Source organism: Sphingomonas sp. ERG5 (assembly GCF_000803065.1).
In the GTDB taxonomy this organism is placed as follows: domain Bacteria; phylum Pseudomonadota; class Alphaproteobacteria; order Sphingomonadales; family Sphingomonadaceae; genus Sphingomonas.
The window spans coordinates 33257-51612 of record NZ_JSXI01000076.1; the positions used below are offsets into that span (position 1 = coordinate 33257).

Below are 18356 nucleotides of genomic sequence, written 5' to 3' on the forward strand. Positions count from 1 at the left end.
GAGAAATCGCATGAAGCTTGAACAACTGCACCTGCGCCAAATAGGTTGGGCACTTGCCGCCGTGACGCTCGGCAGCGGCGCATCGCTGGTCTGGGCGCAGGCAGGCGAGGGCGCTCCCGCCAAGCCATCGCCGCAGGATACGTCGGTTGCAGCCCTGCTCAAGGAGCGCCTGCCGCGCACGCAGGTCTCCCGCGTCAACTGCCAGGTGGTCGACGGTGTCTGCGAAGTGACCGCAGGCTCGCAGCTGTTCTACGTCGACAAGTCCGCGCGCTACCTGATGATCGGGCGGGTCTACGACATGCAGACCCGCCAGGACCTGACCGCTGTGCGCTTGCTCGAGGTCAATCCCGATCTTCTGGTAGGCGGCGCTGCGGGTAGCCGGCGTGAGGCCGAAGCCGTCGAAGCGCCGCGCCGCGGAATGAACACAGCTGCCGCGCAGGCGGCCCCCCGGACGATGTCCCTGGCCGCACTGCCCGAGGCCGGCGGCATCGTCTGGGGAAATCCATCGGGCCAGACCGTCACCGTCTTCAGCGATTTTCGCTGCGGCTACTGCCGCGCGCTTTCAGGTGTGCTCGAGAGCCTCAACGTGCGGGTGATCGAGCGGCCGATCTCGGTGCTTGGCAGCCGCGATCTGGCCAACCAGGTGTTCTGTGCGCGCGACCGCCGCCGCGCCGTCAAGGCTGCCTATGCGGGCGAGCCGATCGCCGACACCCGCGCCTGCGACACTTCGCCGCTCGATGCCAACGAACGCTTCGCGCGCGAGAACGGTATTGCCGGAACCCCGGTCATCGTCCGCTCGGACGGCGCAGTCATCGAAGGATTCCGCCCCAAGGAGTTCCTGGTCACCTGGCTCAAGGGAGCGCGCTCGTGACCTGGCTGTCGGACCAGCAGTTTGCGGGATTCCAGCGCGCCGCCAGACGTCGCTCGCGCGGGCAAGTGACGATCCCCGATGTGCGGCTGAGCCTCGCAGAAGCCACCGCCCTGTGGACCGATATCCGCGCCGCCTTTGGCCCTGCCACTGGCAGGGACCTCGCGCCCCAGGAACTCGGTCACTTGCGCCGGCGTGCCTGGCGCCGATCCTCTGGCTTTGCGAGCCTGTCGGCGCTTTCGATGTCACTCGAGGCTGCCCACGCCTTCTGGCGGCTTGCCGGAAAGCTCGGCGCGCTGGCGGCCCGGCGCAAGGCTTCGCCGCGCTCGAAAGTCGCGGGCGCTGCCGTTCTTGGCCTTGCCGCGACGCAGATGGCGGCCTGCACCACCTTCCTGGGCAGCAACATCAAGGGCAGTTTTTCGTGCAATGCTCCGGGCGGCACCTGCGCGCCCTCGACCGTGATCGATGACCAGGCGCTTTCCGTTATCCAGAACGCACGGCCAATGAGTCCCGCCGGGCCGTACTTTCAGCCATCGGCACGGAGGCCCGCGCCAGTCGCGGCCCTCGCACCTGCCGGACGCGGACGCTTGGCTGCCGCCAGCGAGGGTCTCGTCCACCGCGAGCGACGGGTGCTGAAAGTTGTGTTCCCCTCCTACGTCGATGGCGCGGGCAACCTGCACGAACCGCGCATTGTCCATACCGTCGCCGACCAGGGAGGCTGGATGCAGTTGTCCTCGGGCGAGCCCAATGCGGGTGATCAGCTCGCGAGCCGCGGCGATGCCGCAGCTGCGATCCCTGCATCGCTGGCCGGCACCATGACTGCGCCAATGCCGGGGATGAATGACACCGCTCAGGAGTTCAGGGACGCCCCCACCCAGGCGTTGGTCGCCCCGCAGGTACAAGGCGGGCCGCCCGACCCGAGGCTCGTTGCCGAAGCCCGGGCAAGGGGCACCGAGCGACGCGCAGCGTCGCCGGTCGATGCCATCAAGTCCGAAGTCCAGGCGCAGCTTGCGCGGGTCCCCAAGGCGCCGGGCAGCGTCGGCACGGTTCAAACGCCGCCACTTGAAAGGCCGGTAGAGCCGGCCGCCGCGCAACCTGCGGCACAAACCCAGGTCTTGCCTGCCCCCAAGGTCGCCAACCCGCCCGCCGGTTTTTCCGGCAAGGTCGAGGAGTAGCGCGTCATGGCCGCCCGCAGCTTCTGGGACAGCTTTCTCACCCTGCTTTTCGGCGACGAGGCGCATCCCGAGGCGCAGCGCCCGCTGCTCGGCGCACCGATGCTGTCGAACTGGCTCCCATACCGCAGCTTCGACGCCAAGAGCCGCATGTTCATCAACACCGAGTCTGTCGGTTTCATCCTCGAGCTCGCCCCGATGGTGGGGGCGGACGAGCGCAGCGGCGAGATCCTGACGCAGTTCCTCTCCGATGCCGTGCCTTCGGGCTGCGAGATCCAGCTGATCCACTGGCAAAGCCCGTCGATCGGGGAGCGCATCGCCGACTGGGTCATGCCGCGGGTGGTTGCCAAGGGCGTCTATGGGCGCGCGGCAATGCACCGCGCGCGCTGGCTGCGGCGCGGGGCGTGGATGTCGATCTCCAAGGACGCGCCCTTCTTCGTGCGCTCGCATCGGGTGATCCTGAGCGTGGGCGCTTCGCTGCGAAGCCCGATCGGCGCGGACATGCTTTCGACTGTGCGAGACAGCCTGATGGGCACCTGCCAGGCGCTCTCGATCCCGGCGCGCGATATGGGGCCCGTTGAGCTCATCGCCTTCCTCGACGATTTCCTCTGCCCCTCGGTCGACAACGCCGACAGGCCCGAACACTATTCCGAGCTCGATCCGATCAACGTGCAGTGCATCCGCCGCGACCTCGAAACCCAGGTCACGCCCGACCGGATCGTGCTCAAGACCGAGCGCTTCCGCCCCACCGGCGAGGAGATCGACGGCGCCCCGGTGATCGGCGAGGTCGTCCCCGACACCTTCGACTGGCGCTTTTTCGCGGTGCGTCACCTGCCCAAGCAATGGGCGCCGTGGGACGTCCAGAAAATCATCGGCGACATGGTCAACGACAAGCTGCGCTTTGGCTGCAACGTCATGACCGTGCTTGGTCTGTCCTTCCAGGACGATGAAGCGGTCGCCTCGCGCACCGGGCTCAAGGTCATGCGTACGACGAGCCTGGCCGACAGCCGATCGGCGCGCTTCCTCCCCCAGCTCTCCGAGCAGCGCGATGAATGGCAGTACGTGCAAGGACAGATCCGTCAGGGCCGCAAGTTGTGTCAGGCCTACTACGGCGTCGGCGCGCTCTCGCCGCTCGGAAAGGGCGACATCAACGAGCGCATGGTTAAGTCGGTCTACAAGGGGGCCGGGTGGGACCTGATCGACGAGCGCTACCTTCAGGTCATGGGATTGCTCGCGGCCATGCCGCTTTCGTTTCCCAATGGGCTGTCGGCGGACCTGCGGCGCATGAAGCGCTTCAAGACGATGCTGACGACCACCGCCGCGTCGATCGCGCCGCTTCAGGGTGAGCATATGGGCGGGCTGATCCCGCACGTGCTGCTCATCGGCCGGCGCGGCCAGCCCTTCTTCTGGTCACCGTTCCAGAACGCAGCCGGCAACCACAATGTCGCGGTCTTCGGCAAGTCGGGTTCGGGCAAGTCGGTGTTCCTGCAGGATGTCTGCGCGGCGATGTCGGGGGCAGGGGCCAAGGTCATCGTTATCGACGATGGCCGCTCGTTCGAACACATGGCCAAAGCCTTCGGCGGGGCGTTTGTCGAGTTCAAGCTCTCCTCTGGCTTCTCGCTCAACCCCTTCGACATGATCGATGTCGCGGCGCTGACCAGCGACGAGGACGGCGAGGACTACGAGGTCGAATGCCTCGCGATGCTCAAAGCGATCGTCGGCCAGATGGCGCGCCAGCAGGACCGCCTCTCCGATACAGAGCGCGGCCTCATCGATTCCGCGGTGAGCGCGGTCTGGCGCGCAAAACAGCGCGAAGGGACGATCGACGATGTTGCAGCCGCCTTGCGCGCGCTGTCCTCGCCGTTCGCCGGCGATCTTGCCGATGCCATGGCGCCGTTCCTCACCGGCGGGACTTACGGCCGTTTCTTCGAAGGCGCCTGCTCGATCGATCTTTCCGCCGGGCTCACGGTGTTCGAACTGTCCGACCTCTCCTCTAAGCCCGAACTGCGTTCGGTCGCGCTCACGGCGCTCATGTTTCTGACGCTGCGGGTCATGCGCGACCTCGACCGCTCGATCCCGAAGCTCACGATGATCGACGAAGCCTGGCAGCTGCTGGGCGGCGGACAGATGGGCCAGGCGATCGAGACCTATGCGCGCACCTGCCGTAAATATGGCGGCTCGCTGATCACCGCGACGCAGTCCCTCAATGACTTCTACAAGTCCGAAGGCTCGCTCGCCGCGCTCGAGAATTCCGACTGGTCGGTCGTGCTCCAGCAGAAGGAAGAGACGGTGAGCGACCTCGCCAAGCACCAGCGCTTCGAGATGGACCGCTATACCGAAACCCTGCTGCGCTCGCTGAAGCGGAGCGGCACCGAATATTCCGACGTGCTGATCAAGGGCCCCGAGACGCTCGCGGTCGGCCGCCTGGTGCTCGATCCCTATTCGGCCACGCTCTATTCCTCGAGCCCGCGCGTGTTCTCGAAGATCGAGGAACTGGTGAAGGGCGGCATGGCGCTGCCCGATGCGATCGAGCGCGTCGCCTTTCCCGATTTTGTGCCGCCCCCGCCCGGTGCGCCCGATTTCCACGAGGGCGAATTCATGGAAGCCGCCGAATGAGCCTGAGCGCGCCTCGCTGCCCACCATGGCTAGCCCCGAGCAGGCTCCAGGACGCCTGCTATGCCGCACTGCGCCTTTCGGGCTGGCTGACCGTCACCGCGGCCTGTGTGATCGGTGTCTGGGCGGCATTCTTCGCGGCGCTCGGCCAGTTCACTTTTGCAGGCACCATGCTTCATCTCGGCAACCTGGCCGCGCGCTATGTCGCCGCCGGGGCCGAACGCCAGGATGCGTTCCGCGCGCTGTTCTGGGCGTGGAGCGCTGGGCTGTTCCTTGCTGCGGGCTTTTTCCGGCGGCGCGCGCTCACCGATCTTGTGAACCAGATAAAGGAGAAGGCCGATGGCCAGGAATAGGCTCGCATCCGGCGATGCGGCGGCGCCAAGCGACGGCCCCTTGTTTGAGGACAAGGCTGGGCTGCAGACCCCCGCAGGTCAAGCCGCCGTCCTCCCCGCCGCGCCGCCGCGCAGGATGGGCTGGATGCCGGTGGCGCTGGTTGGCGGCCTGGTTGCCGCCGGTCTCTGGGGCGCCTGGGTTACCAAAAAACTGATGGCCGATGATGCCATACCGCCAATTGCGCGGGTCCAGCTTTCAGCGATTGTCGGCGAATATGTCCAGGCCCAGGCACGGTCGGCAACACCGCCCGATCAGGTCACTGCGGAAACCCGGGCATTCATGGCCGAAATCCAGCGCAATCTGGAGACGCGCGGCGCGAGTGGCCAGATTGTGCTGGTCGGTGAGGCGGTGCTCGCCGGCAATGTTCCCGACATCACCGCGAGCCTGCGCAAGGAAGTCTACACCAAGGTCCGCATGCCGCAGCCAGCCTCGCTCAATCCCAACGAGGCTGCGAACGATGTGATGGGCGCGATGCGCTCGGCGATGGCGGGGCCAGCAGCGCCGCAAGCCGCGCTGGCGGGGGGGCAGGGCCGTGGCCCCGGCTACTGAGATCTCGCCGCAGGCGCAGCGCTGGTTTGCGATCGGGGGTCTCGCCTGGCTACTCGCGGCAACTGCCTGGCTCAGCGCCTGGCGCGATGATCACGCAATCCTGATCAACACGACCGAGTCGCTGCCCAACTGGGCGTTCTTCATCGACAAGCACCGCCGACCTCAGCGCGGCGATTTTGTCGTGTTCACGCCGCCGGTGACCCCGATCATCACGGCACATTTCGGGCCAAAATCGGCACCCTTTGCCAAGCGGGTTTACGGCATGCCCGGCGATCTCGTCACTCGCGAGGGCAATGCGGTCTTGATCAACGGGGCAGAAGTTGCCCGGCTCAAACCCCGTACCAGGCGCGGCGAGGTGCTCATGCCGGGTCCGACAGGACGTATCCCGGAACACTGCTACTACCTTGGCACGGCGCATAGCGACGGGCTCGACAGCCGCTATGCCGACATCGGTTTTGTCTGCCGGGCCCGCATTATCGGCACCGGGGACGCGATCCTGTGACCAGGCCCCGCCTCTTCGCCCTCGGCGCGTGCCTTGCTGCCATGACCGGATGGCCGATCGCGGCACATCTGCAAGCCGCAGACCACGGCCAGATGGGCGAGACCTTTCCGATCATCGAGACCGATCTCCTGACCACGATCGAGGCGAAGCTACGCGCGCTCGAAGCCTCGGGCGGGATCGCGGCGCTCCAGCGCCAGATGCAAAACCAGGCGGTAGCCAGCGTGCGGCGGCCCAAGCCGGTCGAAGGGCTCTCGGCAGCGACAGTGCGGCGCGAATGGCTGTTCGATCCCTCGATCGTCACCGAAGACGACATTCATGACACCAAGGGCAACAGAATCGCTGCGCGCGGCACCAGGGTCAATCCGCTGGGTTTCGTGCAGCTGCGCCAGGACCTGGTGTTCGTCGACGGCAACAACGCCGCCGAAGTCGACTGGGCGCTGCGCAGCTGGAGCGATCTCAAGGCCAAGATCGTCTTTGTCTCGGGCTCGCCCTTCGATGAGATGAAACCCCGCCAGCGCCGGCTCTATTTCGACCAGGGCGGCATGCTCGTCGCCCGCTTCGGCATCCGCCACACGCCTGCGGTGGTGAGCCAGTCCGGTGACGCGCTCAAGGTTGCCGAGATCCCGCTGGTGCGAGCGGCGCCAAGTCCCAGGGGAGCGCCGGCGACATGAAGCACCCGCTGCTCATCGCCATGCTGACCCCGCAGGCTGCGCCCGAGACGCGCGATCTCAGGACCATGCGGCTTGTCTGGATGGCGCTCTGCGCCAGCCTCGTCGGTGCGGTGCTCGGGCTGCAAGTGCTCCTCGCGCTGCTTGGCCCGAAAGGTGCCCTCGTCGCGGCCGCGCTGTGCCTCGCCGCGCCGATCCATGGCCTGTTCTACTTCCGCGCCAAGATCCGCGCAGACGAGGTCTTTGCGCGAGGGGAGGGGGCATGAAAGCGCTGCGCAATGTCTTCGTCATGACGCTCGCCGTCCTGGCCATGGCTTTCTCGGCGGCGAGCCCCGCCCGCGCGGCGTCGGTCACGTGCCACGGCAAGTTCGTCAATCCGATCACCGATGTCTGCTGGTCGTGCCTGTTTCCGCTGTCAATCGGCGGCCTCTCGATCTGGAAGGGCTCGCGGCCCGATCCCAAGAATCCGAGCTTTCCGCTCTGTGCCTGCGGCTCGCCCATTCCGCGCATCGGCATTTCGGTCGGCTTCTGGGAGCCGGTGCGGCTCATCGATGTCACCAACAAAGCCTGGTGCTTCCCCAATCTTGGCGGGATCAGCCTCAACCCGGGTTTCGATATCGGCAATGGCCATGTCCAGGGGCGTAGCCAGGTCGGCGGCAAGACCCAGAACAGTTCGCAGTGGCAGTCGCACTACTACATCTACCCGCTGCTCTACTGGATGGAGATCCTCACCGATTTTCTCTGTTTCGAGCAGACCACCTTCGACGTCGCCTATGTGACTGAGCTCGACCCGCTGTGGCAGGATTCGGCGCTGACCTCGATCCTCAATCCCGAAGTCGCGCTCTTCGCCAATCCGATCGCCGCGGCCGCCTGCGCCGCGGATTGCGTGGCTTCCACCGCGAAATTGCCGATCGACCAGATGTTCTGGTGCGCGGGCTGCAACGGTTCGATGTACCCGCTCAACGGCCATGTCCCGGCCCATGTAACCCAGGTCCAGGCCTCGCGCCTCGTCGCGGAACGCATGCTCTACAAGGTCCACCGCCAGGCGCTCGCTTGGGGCACGATGGGCTCGAAGGCGCTGTGCCACAAGTACCTGATGCCGGTGATGCGCAAACAGCAATACCGCCTGCAGATGACCAATCCCATTTCGACGGTGAAGGGTCGCTACGCCTGCGCGCCGATCGGCGCGACCACGATCATTCCGCACACCGGCAAGTCCTTCCCGGTGAAGGGCGAGGACTTTGGCTACCTCGTCTGGCGCAAGCGCAACTGCTGCATGCTGTGAGGAGGGCGCGCGCAATGATCCGGAAGCTTCCTGGGCCCACGCTTGCAGGCATGGCGGGGTTCCTCGCGCTTGCCGCAGTGTCGGCCGCGCTCGCCCAGACCGTTGCACAAACCGTGGACGGGCTCGATCTCGGCGCAATCAAGGCGCGCGGGACCGAAGAGGTGAAGGACGCGCAAGCTTTTGTCGACGAGGTGGCGGGCAGGGGCGAGGCACACCGGGCCGAGGCCGAGGAACTGAGGGATGAGGGCCTGCAGGCGGTTTCCTCGATCGATCCAGCCAGCCTTCCCAAGGGTCCTGCCGGGCCAGTCGACTTCGACGAACTGCTGGACGGTGCCGCCGCGAACACGCGCGCACCCATGGGCGAGGGGCCGCTCTTAACGGTCTTCGCCAGCCTGTCGATGCCGCAGTCATCCTTGAGCGCACTGATCCGCGACACGACAAAGGCTGGGGGCGTGGTCGTGTTCCGGGGGTTTCCGCACAGCAGCACCAAAGCCTTTGTCGAGGGCCTGAAACGGGTGGTCACCGACCAGGCGCAGGAGGCCCATATCGCGATCGACCCGCGGCTGTTCCGTGCCTTCAAGGTCACCGCCGCGCCGACCTTCGTGGTGACGGGCCGCGAATACGAGCTTTGCGACGGCTTCGATTGCTCGAGCGCCGCACCCGACCACGACCGCATGGCGGGCAACGTCACGGTCGAATACGCGCTTGAGAGTTTTGCTTCGGCGCGCGGACCGGGCGCCGGCATCGCCGGCGTGGCGCTCGCCAACTTGCGCAAGCGGGACTGACCATGCAGCCGCGCTCCCACCCTTGGCCAGCCTGGACCCGGCTCACGCCAGCACTGCTGCTCCTCGGCGCAGTGCTCACCGCCGAGCCGGCAAGCGCACAGGTCTATATCCCGCCGCCCGACGACCTGATCGAAGACCTGCCTGTCCTACCTCCCGCGATCGACCCCGGCATCGCGCCGCCTTCACCGCCGCCGCCTTCCGCGCCTAGCACCATGACCGTGGACGAGGCCAAAGCCGAGGCGCGCAGCACAGGAAGTGCGCTGCGCGGTGCCTACGAAGGACTGACCCAGGCTCCGGGCGCGGCCGGACAGATTCCGGGCTATCAGGACACCTATCCGGGCCAGACGAGCTATTACACCAACCCCGAAGCCATGCAGAGCGATGGCGCGGTGGCGGGCTGGAACAGCGAGGCCTACCAGACCGCAAATTCCACCACCCGACCGACCGTCGATGTCACCCGCGGCGATCTTTCGCGTGCGACCGCAATCGAGGCTGATCCGAACGCCTATCTGGACGGCATTAGCGCCGATGGTTCGACGGGCGCTTGCACGCCGCTACCGCCCGGCTCGGGCACAGCCAATACAGCAGAATGGACCTGCCACGTGGGCTCGAGCGTGGTGGAGCAGCTGCGGACCTGCACCCGCAGCCTGTCGGTCGCTGAATGGAACGAGACGCTCTACCAATACCTTTGCGTCACAGGCTCTGGTTTCGATGGCTGCGCATCGCTTGCCGGCAATGCCATGTGCCGCAGGACCGCGAGCTATCCGATTCCCGAATACGCGCTGACGGTCGATTACTACGACTGCGACAGCCCGGTCAGCGACCCCAACGTCTACCTCATGGGCACCGTGCCAAAGCCGCCGCCTGCGGGCGCATTTCAGGTCGTGAGCAATGTCTATCGCTGCAACCGCGAGGGGATCGCCGATGCCCTGACCTTCGATCCCGTCACCGGCACGCCGCTGCAATACCTGACTGGCCTCCAGCAATGCGGGTCGATTGCCTCCAATGCCAGCTGCACGGCCACCAGCGCCACCGCAGCTGGCCTAGCTGAGCGCTCACTTTGCAAGACCTGGGACTTCGTCGGCGACCCTTTCGGAGGCGGCTATCTCACCTGCCTTGAGCCCGCAGCGCCCGAAGAGGTCTACGTCTGCACGTCGAACTTCGCGGGGATGACGGCGGAAAGCGCGATCTCGAAATGGTTCGTCGAGACCTGGACCGACAACGCCTGCGCCATCGACCTTGGTTCGTGCACCTATGCCAGCGAGCAATGCACTGCGGCAAACGAGACGCGGGTCGTCGGCGGCGTGGCAGTCACCCGGCCCTGCTGGGAAATGACCAAGACATACCAATGCCAGACCGTGGTCGGCGGCGGCAACGATTGCGGCACGCTCGAGGCGACTGCGGGCTGCTCGCAAACCCGCGAAATCTGTCTCGACGATCCGCCGCGCAGCGATGGCACCTGCGACGTGATCGAGCGCGTCTACACCTGCCCGATCCCGGGCACGGTTCAGGAACCCACCCAGTATATCTGCGGCGGCGACGTCTACTGCGTGAACGGCGAATGCGAAGCCGTGGAGCGCGAGGCCTCCGACGAATTCAAGGATGCCGTCGTTGCGCTAAACGCGCTCGGTCAGGCCAATGCCGAGTTCGATGAAGCCGCGCTCACGCTGTTTCGCGGCACGCGCGAGAGCTGCTCGCACAAGGTCTTCGGGCTGTCGAACTGCTGCTCGGGCAAGGGCGTACCGCTGCTGACGCCGTGGCTGTGCGATGCGGCCGAGAAGCTGCTCGACGAGAAGGACGACGCCGGGCTTTGCCACAAGGTCGGCACCTATTGCTCATCGAGCTTCCTTGGCATCTGCGTCACCAAGAAGGACGTCTATTGCTGCTTCCAGTCGAAGATCAGCCGCATCCTCCAGGAGCAGGGCCGCCCGCAGATCGGCAAGCCCTGGGGCAAGCCCAAGACCGAGACCTGCGAAGGCTTCTCGATCTTCGAGTTCCAGCAGCTCGATCTTGCCGCGATGGATTTTTCCGAGGTCTACGCCGACTTCATGGAGGCCGCGAAGCTCCCCGACGAAGCCGCCGCCCTTGTCCAGATCCAGCAGAAAATCGCGGACTATTACGCCGCGCACAAGCCGTGAGGAGATCGCCATGAGTAGAGGTACGCTCGCCGCACTGGCGGCTTTGCTGGCGGCACATGTCGCACCCGTTATCCCTGCGGCCATCGCGGCGGACGGCGACGGCGTCGAAGTCGAACAGCAGGAAGACGCGCTCTATTGCAAAGAGCGAAGGCTCGGCACCTGGTTCTACTGCGAAAAGCCGAAGGAGACGCCGCAGATCACTGCCGTACCGCAAGCGTCCGCGCGGGATCGCCTGGCCGCGATCAGTACCAGTCTCGAGGAGCTGAAGGCGCGCGCGATCCTCGAGCCGAGCCCCGAGAACGTCACTGCCTATGTCCGCTTCCAGCGCGAGCAGCTTGATCGCTCCTCGATGTTCGCCGACGTCTGGCAGCGCGCACTGTGGCAGGATCCCGGGCTCGACTACACATTGCAGCGCCCGGTTTCGACGCTTGGCAAGCGCGCGTGGATCGACCAGCGCAAGAGCGACCGCGACCTGGTCATGGCCCAGCTCTCACAGCGCTACGGGGTGTTCTACTTCTACGCTTCGAGCTGCGGGGCCTGCGACATCTTCTCGCCGATCCTCAAAGCCGTCAGCGACAAGTACGGGCTCTCGGTGCTCGCCGTCTCGATGGACGGCGGCCCTTCGGCGGTCTTCCCCGGCTACATGGTCGATAGCGGCCAATACGAGCGCCTTGGCATGGGCACCGACCGGCAAGTGCCCGCGCTCGTCCTGTTCGACAGCATAACCAAGCAGCCCATGCCGATTGGTTACGGCATCCTCAGCCAGGACGAGATCATGGAGCGGGTGTTCCAGCTGACCCAGGTTACCGCCGGGAGTGACTACTGATGCGCAAGTCTCAATCCTCCCGCCGCTGCGCGATGAAGCTCCGGACCCGGCTTTCGGGTGGCTCGAAGCGGGTGCTCGGGTCCCTGCTCGCCGGCTCGATCGTACTTGCTTCGCCGACCCCGGCACTCGCCGGCGTCGAGGGCGAGATGCAGAGCTTCATGTCCGAGATGGGCGTGCAGGGGAACGTCACGGGTCCCAGCGCCTACCAGGGCCAGTCGGCGGGCTATTATTCGGGTGGCGCGGTCTGGTCGCGGTTCCCGCAAAAGAACATCCAGCCCTTCAACATCCAGCTGCCGCATGCGCGCGCCGGCTGCGGCGGCATCGACCTGTTCGCGGGATCGTTCTCGTTCATCAACACCGCCGAACTGGTGGCGATGCTCAAAGCCACCGCCAACAACGCGCTGGGCTTCGCCTTCAAGCTCGCCATCGACACGATCTCGCCCGAAATCGGCAAGGTCATGGATGAGCTTGCCCAGAAGGTGCAGCAGATGAACCAGATGAACATCTCGAGCTGCGAGACCGCGCAGGCGCTGGTGGGCGGGCTGTGGCCGACTTCCGACACGGCCTCCTCGGTGATCTGCGAGGCGATCGCCAACAGCCAGGGCGCGGTCGCCGACTGGGCCAAGGCGCGCCAGCAATGCAACAACGGCGGCCAGCGCGAGGCCCTGAAGGGCGCAAATTCCGACCCGGACATGCGCGAACAGGCGGGCATGCCCAACAACTATACCTGGGAGGCTTTGGGCAAGAAATACGGCGGGTTCGATGCCCAGTTCCGCGAGTTCCTGATGACGCTGGTCGGCACGGTGATCTACGACCCCAATGGCACTGGCGGCAAACCGCGCGTCCAGTTCATCGGCCCCGCCGATAGCGCGCTGATCAGCGCCATGCTCGATGGCACGTCATCGACGCCGCACAAGGTCTGGAGCTGCGGCTCGGATACCACCAAGTGCATGAACCCCAGCGAGATCGACATGGTGATCGGACCCAACGCGGCGATCAAGACCAAGGTGCGCGCGCTTATCGAGTCCATGGCCCTCAAGGTGCGCGATCCCGGAGCCTCGCTGACGACGGGCGAGGTCCAGCTTCTCGGCATGGCGAGCGTGCCGGTCTACAAGATCATCACCGTGAGCGCGGCCGCCGAGTTCGGGATCTCGGCCCAGGAGATCAACGACCTTTCCGAAATCGTTGCGGTCGATCTGGTCACCACCATGACCATGCGGTTCATCGACATGGCAATCAATTCGCGGTCCGACTTCAACGGCGCGGACGCTGATAGCTTACGCGAATGGCGTGAGGGACTTTACGAAACCCGCCGCAACTTCCTCGGGATCGCGGCGCGCACTTCTGACCGCTTCGACCAGACCTTTGCGCTGATCCAGCGCACGCAGATGCTGGAGAAGACCCTGCGCACGCAATTGAGCCCGCAGATGTCGGCGGCGCTGCGCTTCTCGCGCACCTTGAACCAACAGGTCCAGTAAGGGGCGCTGGCGGATGCTCGAGGTCTACACGGTCGGCGGCGGCGATTATCTCGTCAACACCTTCAACGCCATCGCCGCCTGGACCGGTTCGGGCGGGTTCAAGTCGCTGATCCGGGTCGTAATGGTGATGGGGCTGATCTACGCGCTCCTTATCACCGCGATGGATCTCGACTGGCGCGCCTGGTTTCGCTGGTTCATCCAGTCGACACTGATCTACCTCGTGCTCATGGTGCCGACGGTCACGATCAAGGTCACCGACCGCATCAATCCGGGCCTCGCGCCCGCAACTGTCGCCAATGTGTCGATCGGGCTCGGCGTAATGGCCTCGTTCACCAGCCAGGTGAGCGACTATTTCACCCGCACCGCCGAGACCGTTTTCGTCATGCCGGCGGCCTTGAACTATTCCAATGGCGGCTTCGTCTATGGCGCGCGGATGTGGGACAAGGTGCGTGGGTTCGAGATCCGCAATCCCGTGTTCAAGGCCAACTTGGACGGCTACCTCAAGCAATGCGCCTATTACGACATCCTGCTCGGCACCAAGAGTTTGAAGCTGCTCAGCGAGTCGACCGATCTCTGGGCCGATCTTGGGGTGGGTGCCGCCACCAACCGTGGCATGAAATATCTGACCGATACCGGTGGCGGGACGGTCGATATCGAGGGCAAGACCTGCGCCGAGGCCTGGGGCCTGATCGATGGGCGGTGGGACACCGAGATCAATGCCTATGCGCTGCCTTTCGCGCATTCGATGTACCCCAAGCTCACTCAGGCTGCCGCCGGTGCCAAGCTCGCTGCCGATGTGCCGGTGGTCTCGCAGCTACTCACCGGCAGCGCCATGACCCGGAACCAGTTCTTCAAGCAGAAGAGCATGGTCGATGCTTTCGAGGCCGCCCAGCTCGACTTCGGCAATGCTGACAGCGATTCCTTCGCGCTGCAACGCGCTGATGCCCAGACCCGCAACGCGATGACGACTGCGGCCGAGCAGGGACTGATCTGGATCCCGGTGCTGAACGTGGTGCTGACGGTCGTGTTCTACGCGCTGTTCCCGATCGTTTTTCCGCTGCTGCTGTTTCCGCGCAGCGGTATCGCGACGCTCAAGGGCTATTTTGCCGGTTTCTTCTACCTTGCCGCATGGGGACCAATCTACGTCCTCATTCACATGTTCATCATGGACCGCCTCGCAGCGCAGACCAATGCGGCGGCGGCGGGCGGGGTGAGCCTTGTGAACTGGGCCGGGATCGATGCCGTCAATCAGGACGTCGCCACCATGGCGGGGTTCCTGATGATGTCGGTGCCGGTGCTTGCTCTCATGGTGATGCGCGGCACCATGTCGGTCGCCTCCAACATGGGCTCGATGCTCGCCCCTGCGCAGGGCGGGGCGGATGCGGCCGCGCTCGAGCGGACCACCGGCAACTATGCCTTCGGTGATGTCAGCCATGGCAATCTCAATGCGAACAACCGCCAGATGGCGCAGTGGAACCAGGCGCCCAATCTCATGGCTGGGGCCGCCCATTCAGGATTCCGGGGCGATGATGGCCGGATGTACCATCAATACGGCGAGGGCCACACGGTGATCGACAGCAGCGGCGCCATCTCGCAGCTGCCGTTCAAGGCGTCGATGACACGCGGTTACGCCAGCGATCTCAGGAACCAGGGTCAGTGGTACATGAACGAGGCCGAGCGCATCGAGAATGGCACCTCGGCGACCTGGAGCAGTTCGCGCGGAACATTCGGCAGTGCGGTCGCTGCTAGCAGCGAGGTCAGCGGGTCGCGAAGCGAGCGCGGGTCGCGCTCGTCAGACACGCATAATGTCGGCGGCAATGTGATGGTCGAGGGCTCGTCGGGCAAGTCCACGCGCGAAGTCACGAATGACGATCTGATCCTGCGGCAGGGCAACAGTCGATCGAGTGGGAATTTTTCGGCGAGGACCTTCGGCACAAGTGCGTCGCTTACGGGTACAGGCACAATCGGAACGCCGCTTGAAGGTGCCATCGGGAGTGGTGTGTCTGCCTCAATGTCAGCTGCACTGTCGGGCCGAAAGGAGACCGGAGACAATGCGAGCGCAAATACCGAGCGCTCCGCTACCAACCAGGTCACGCGCGGGACGGACAAGTCCGAGGATGTGGGCAGCCGGGTCGTGGTCAGTGGCAACAGCGGCGATGTCCGGTCGTCGGGCACATTCAGCCAGAACTCCGATTACACCGATGCCAGCCAGAGCCGGACTGCCAGCGAAGGCACCGACTGGCGCATAGCCGAGGCCGACGAGCGGCGCGCGGCGGCTGCGCGCTACCGCGAGATTGGTGGCAGGATGATGTCCGAAGCCAGCTACGCGGAGAGCCATGGATTCCAGGTGTCGAGCGACATGTCGAACTTGATCCAGGATCGCTACGAGGCCCTGCAGCGTGAACATCCTGAATGGCATCTTCCCGACATCTCGAACCCGCGCCTCGACTACCGCGATCTCGCAAGGCGCGATCAGGCCATCAGCTACATCATGGATGACCTGATGAGTGATCTGCGCAATCGGCGCATCGACGAACTGGCGGACGTAGCCGATATTGCGGGCAAGGGCTCGATCGGCAGCAACGCCGAACTTGGCATGCCGGACAGCGTTGCACTGCCGTCTTCCGGGCGCTCATCGGCGCTCGTGGCTTCTCCCTTGGAAGGAGGAACGCATCTGGCGGCTCCGGATGGACCGGTTGATGGAGCAAAGCTTGCGCGAGAGCTGGGACTAGGTGTCAAACCAAGCGCGCAACTAGGTCGGATGGATGGTGAACTCGTTCCGGCCATGGGCGTGGTGGCAGAGGAGGCAAGGGCGCTCGGACTCCCTCGGCCCGTGGTCACCTCAGGCAACGACAGTACCCAGCACGTGGCTGGTTCCGCCCATTATGACAACCGGGCGCTGGACTTTCGTGGGAACAACATTTCGGACGAGCAGGGCGAGCAATGGGCAGAGCGCGTGCAGCAACGCCTCGGCTCATCATATGCTGTGGACTTTGAGCGGTTCCCCGACAATCCGGCTCGGGACCATCTGCATGTCGCGAAGCGGTCAAGCTGACAGTGAGCCTATCCGAAGATATTCGCCATATATGCGAGCGCTGCACCTGCTATGACCATAAAGACCGCCAGCGTCATAGTAAGGGGGCTGCGCCCAGCCTGACCTTCGCCGCGAAAAGTCGGCAGCTGTTGACCGGTAACGTGATCGAAATGCCCGGGACGCGGATAAATAGGTTGCCCATCCAGTCCGTATCGATCGTGGTTCATGGTGGGGCTCCTTGCTCTGGCAATCGATACCCTGATCGGGCCGATTTTTCAATGATGTGCCAGGAAAAAGGGTGAGCCCCCGCCACCCTTTTCGCACCCTCGCACTCCCCGGCGCGAAACGCCGACCACCCTGCCTGCGACTGCGCCCCGACCTTAAACGATGCGGAGATTATGGCAGCTATTCTCCGCATAATGTGCGGTGAATAGACCCTCTGATCCTGCGCTCAGACCCCGTCCTGCGCTTCGACGTATTCCACCTCGATCCGGTCGACATCGACGATGCGGCCACGCACCCGGACACGCCCACTGAGTCCATCCGCCGCGCTTTCATCGACGAAGCCAAGCCGCCAGCACACGCCGTCAACGTCGCGCAGGATCGGTCCGCGAGCACCGGGTTCAATAGTTCTGACATGGAAGCTCGTTGATTAGGAACTGGCCGAATTCATAGAGTGGCTTGGTGTCGGATAGAGGAAACTGCCTGAGGCGCATCCCGCGGGCCTCGGTCGGCCTTAGCCTTCAGGATCGATTTTGCCCAGCCATCGCAGGAAGTGGCACGTTCTAGTGACCCATCCAATGGGCCGACCAAGGTCCCTGCCGGTAATACGAGTTGCATAGTTATCAGCGTATGATAACTATGCAGGGTGGATGAGCCGCACGACTCGTGCCTTGCTTCCGCTCGATGGCGAAGTGTTTGTCATCGAGCCTTCGGGGAACCACTGGGTCAAGTTCGAGGTCAAACGTGTGGCAAGCTCACCCGAGAGACCGCACGGCTTACGCTACTCGCTCACTCTGCACGACGGGAAGGGCGAGCGGCTGGTCGGATTCGACAATGCCCATCCCGTGACATCGGGTTCGGGACCGGGGGCGAAACAAACGGCTGCATTCGACCACAAGCATCGGCTGCGTACCATCAGGCCCTACGAATACGCTGATGCCGCCAGCCTGTTGGCCGATTTCTGGAAGGAAGTCGAAGCGGTGCTGGCGCAGCGAGGAGTAAAGCTATGACGACGTTGAAAATCGGAATCGCCAGCCCGGCGGACTACAAAGCCCGGACCATGGCCATCGCGCGGGGCGAGTTGAAGCAGTCGGCGCAGGCGCCGAAGGTTTGGTTCACTTCTATCGAGAGCCTCGCCAAGGTGCTGTCCGATCGCAACCGGGAACTCCTGGCGCTGATCGCCAAGGAAAAGCCGGAGTCCTTGCAGGCGCTGGTCGAACGGACCGGACGAGCCAAGTCGAATCTGTCACGCACATTGAAGACGATGGAGCGTTACGGTCTCGTGCGTTTCGAGAAGCGGCCTAACCGGGCACTCGCTCCGCGCGTGAATTACGACGATATACGGCTCGACCTGTCGTTGCGCGCGCAGGCTGCCTGATCGCGCAATCCCCAAAATGGTGGCGCGGCCCGGTGGGAGGCGACCCGGGCCGCGCCGTCTGGTCAGGCCAGGATCGCTTCTTCGACGCAGTCGATGCAGTCGCGGTTGCGAACCTGGCTGGCAGAATCGGGGCGGGGAGCAACCGCCTTGTCAGGACAATCATCGCAGTCCGGCTGCCCGGCATGAGGGGAGGGCCGCTTCATCGCCTTGATCCGCGCCTTGATGGCCTCGACGGCTTCTCGCGTGTTCACGCCTGTTTTCGAACTGGCTTCGGCGGTCAGGGCATCGGCGACGCGCTGGAGTTCCTGCCTGCGGACTGCGGTGACTGCAGCGGCAGGCTCAATCGCAATCTCGCCAAGGCCAGATGCCGGCTCGGCAGCGAGCGAAGGCTGGGCACCTACGGCAAGAAGCGCAAACAACAGGTATTTCAGTTTCATGGGTGGTC

At 64.7% G+C, this 18356-nt stretch carries 19 protein-coding genes; 16 read left to right on the plus strand and 3 right to left on the minus strand.

The window, feature by feature from the left end; all coding sequences use genetic code 11:
- Positions 1-10 precede the first annotated feature (10 nt).
- Genes OO12_RS24385 through OO12_RS24450 form a run of 14 tightly spaced genes read left to right on the plus strand, consistent with a single transcriptional unit; the run spans position 11 to position 16332 of the window.
- Positions 11-871, plus strand: a complete 861-nt coding sequence (locus OO12_RS24385) for a DsbC family protein (RefSeq protein ID WP_020997430.1) — start codon at positions 11-13, stop codon at positions 869-871.
- Entirely contained in the window at positions 868-2043 is a 1176-nt protein-coding gene (locus OO12_RS24390; RefSeq protein ID WP_020997431.1) for a conjugal transfer protein TraV, read from the plus strand. Before OO12_RS24385 ends, OO12_RS24390 begins: the two co-directional genes overlap by 4 nt.
- A gap of 6 nt (positions 2044-2049) precedes the next feature.
- Positions 2050-4656, plus strand: a complete 2607-nt coding sequence (gene traC, locus OO12_RS24395) for a type IV secretion system protein TraC (RefSeq protein ID WP_020997432.1) — start codon at positions 2050-2052, stop codon at positions 4654-4656.
- Complete coding sequence (locus OO12_RS24400) at positions 4653-5006, plus strand: hypothetical protein (RefSeq protein ID WP_020997433.1); 354 nt, start codon at positions 4653-4655, stop codon at positions 5004-5006. The genes traC and OO12_RS24400 overlap by 4 nt, the downstream gene beginning before the upstream one ends.
- Positions 4993-5595 (plus strand): type-F conjugative transfer system protein TrbI, encoded by a 603-nt coding sequence (locus tag OO12_RS24405; RefSeq protein WP_020997434.1) that lies wholly within the window; start codon positions 4993-4995, stop codon positions 5593-5595. The genes OO12_RS24400 and OO12_RS24405 overlap by 14 nt, the downstream gene beginning before the upstream one ends.
- Complete coding sequence (locus tag OO12_RS24410; RefSeq protein WP_020997435.1) at positions 5579-6097, plus strand: S26 family signal peptidase; 519 nt, start codon at positions 5579-5581, stop codon at positions 6095-6097. Before OO12_RS24405 ends, OO12_RS24410 begins: the two co-directional genes overlap by 17 nt.
- 41 nt (positions 6098-6138) lie before the next feature.
- The gene (gene traW / locus OO12_RS24415; RefSeq protein WP_020997436.1) at positions 6139-6768 is read left to right on the plus strand and encodes a type-F conjugative transfer system protein TraW; all 630 of its coding nucleotides are present in this window, start codon (positions 6139-6141) and stop codon (positions 6766-6768) included.
- Positions 6765-7031 carry a hypothetical protein gene (locus OO12_RS24420; protein ID WP_020997437.1) on the plus strand — a complete coding sequence of 89 codons (267 nt, stop codon included), beginning with the start codon at positions 6765-6767 and terminating at the stop codon, positions 7029-7031. The genes traW and OO12_RS24420 overlap by 4 nt, the downstream gene beginning before the upstream one ends.
- Complete coding sequence (traU, locus tag OO12_RS24425) at positions 7028-8050, plus strand: conjugal transfer pilus assembly protein TraU (RefSeq protein ID WP_020997438.1); 1023 nt, start codon at positions 7028-7030, stop codon at positions 8048-8050. The genes OO12_RS24420 and traU overlap by 4 nt, the downstream gene beginning before the upstream one ends.
- A 14-nt stretch (positions 8051-8064) precedes the next feature.
- A complete protein-coding gene (gene trbC / locus OO12_RS24430; protein ID WP_020997439.1) occupies positions 8065-8835 on the plus strand; it encodes a type-F conjugative transfer system pilin assembly protein TrbC in 771 nt (256 codons plus the stop codon).
- A gap of 2 nt (positions 8836-8837) precedes the next feature.
- Complete coding sequence (locus OO12_RS24435) at positions 8838-10973, plus strand: conjugal transfer protein TraN (RefSeq protein ID WP_034161354.1); 2136 nt, start codon at positions 8838-8840, stop codon at positions 10971-10973.
- A gap of 10 nt (positions 10974-10983) precedes the next feature.
- A complete protein-coding gene (traF, locus tag OO12_RS24440) occupies positions 10984-11799 on the plus strand; it encodes a conjugal transfer protein TraF (protein ID WP_020997441.1) in 816 nt (271 codons plus the stop codon).
- Complete coding sequence (locus OO12_RS24445; protein ID WP_020997442.1) at positions 11799-13277, plus strand: conjugal transfer protein TraH; 1479 nt, start codon at positions 11799-11801, stop codon at positions 13275-13277. The genes traF and OO12_RS24445 overlap by 1 nt, the downstream gene beginning before the upstream one ends.
- Before the next feature lie 13 nt (positions 13278-13290).
- On the plus strand, positions 13291-16332 hold the full coding sequence (locus tag OO12_RS24450; protein ID WP_020997443.1) for a conjugal transfer protein TraG N-terminal domain-containing protein: 3042 nt from the start codon (positions 13291-13293) through the stop codon (positions 16330-16332).
- 8 nt (positions 16333-16340) lie between these two features.
- On the opposite strand, the gene OO12_RS27770 is transcribed toward OO12_RS24450, so the two are convergent.
- Both OO12_RS27770 and OO12_RS29215 read right to left on the minus strand, forming a co-directional pair.
- Positions 16341-16538, minus strand: a complete 198-nt coding sequence (locus OO12_RS27770) for a hypothetical protein (RefSeq protein WP_082006772.1) — start codon at positions 16536-16538, stop codon at positions 16341-16343.
- 224 nt (positions 16539-16762) lie between these two features.
- The gene (locus OO12_RS29215) at positions 16763-16939 is read right to left on the minus strand and encodes a DUF5818 domain-containing protein (protein WP_228451650.1); all 177 of its coding nucleotides are present in this window, start codon (positions 16937-16939) and stop codon (positions 16763-16765) included.
- Between the two features lie 244 nt (positions 16940-17183).
- On the opposite strand from OO12_RS29215, the gene OO12_RS24460 reads away from it, so the two are divergent.
- On the plus strand, positions 17184-17543 hold the full coding sequence (locus OO12_RS24460) for a toxin-antitoxin system TumE family protein (RefSeq protein WP_020997444.1): 360 nt from the start codon (positions 17184-17186) through the stop codon (positions 17541-17543).
- Positions 17540-17911 carry an HVO_A0114 family putative DNA-binding protein gene (locus OO12_RS24465; RefSeq protein ID WP_020997445.1) on the plus strand — a complete coding sequence of 124 codons (372 nt, stop codon included), beginning with the start codon at positions 17540-17542 and terminating at the stop codon, positions 17909-17911. The genes OO12_RS24460 and OO12_RS24465 overlap by 4 nt, the downstream gene beginning before the upstream one ends.
- Before the next feature lie 62 nt (positions 17912-17973).
- Here OO12_RS24465 and OO12_RS24470 read toward each other — a convergent pair whose 3' ends face one another.
- Positions 17974-18348, minus strand: coding sequence for a hypothetical protein (locus tag OO12_RS24470; protein WP_020997446.1), 375 nt, complete (start codon positions 18346-18348; stop codon positions 17974-17976).
- Between the last annotated feature and the right edge of the window lie 8 nt (positions 18349-18356).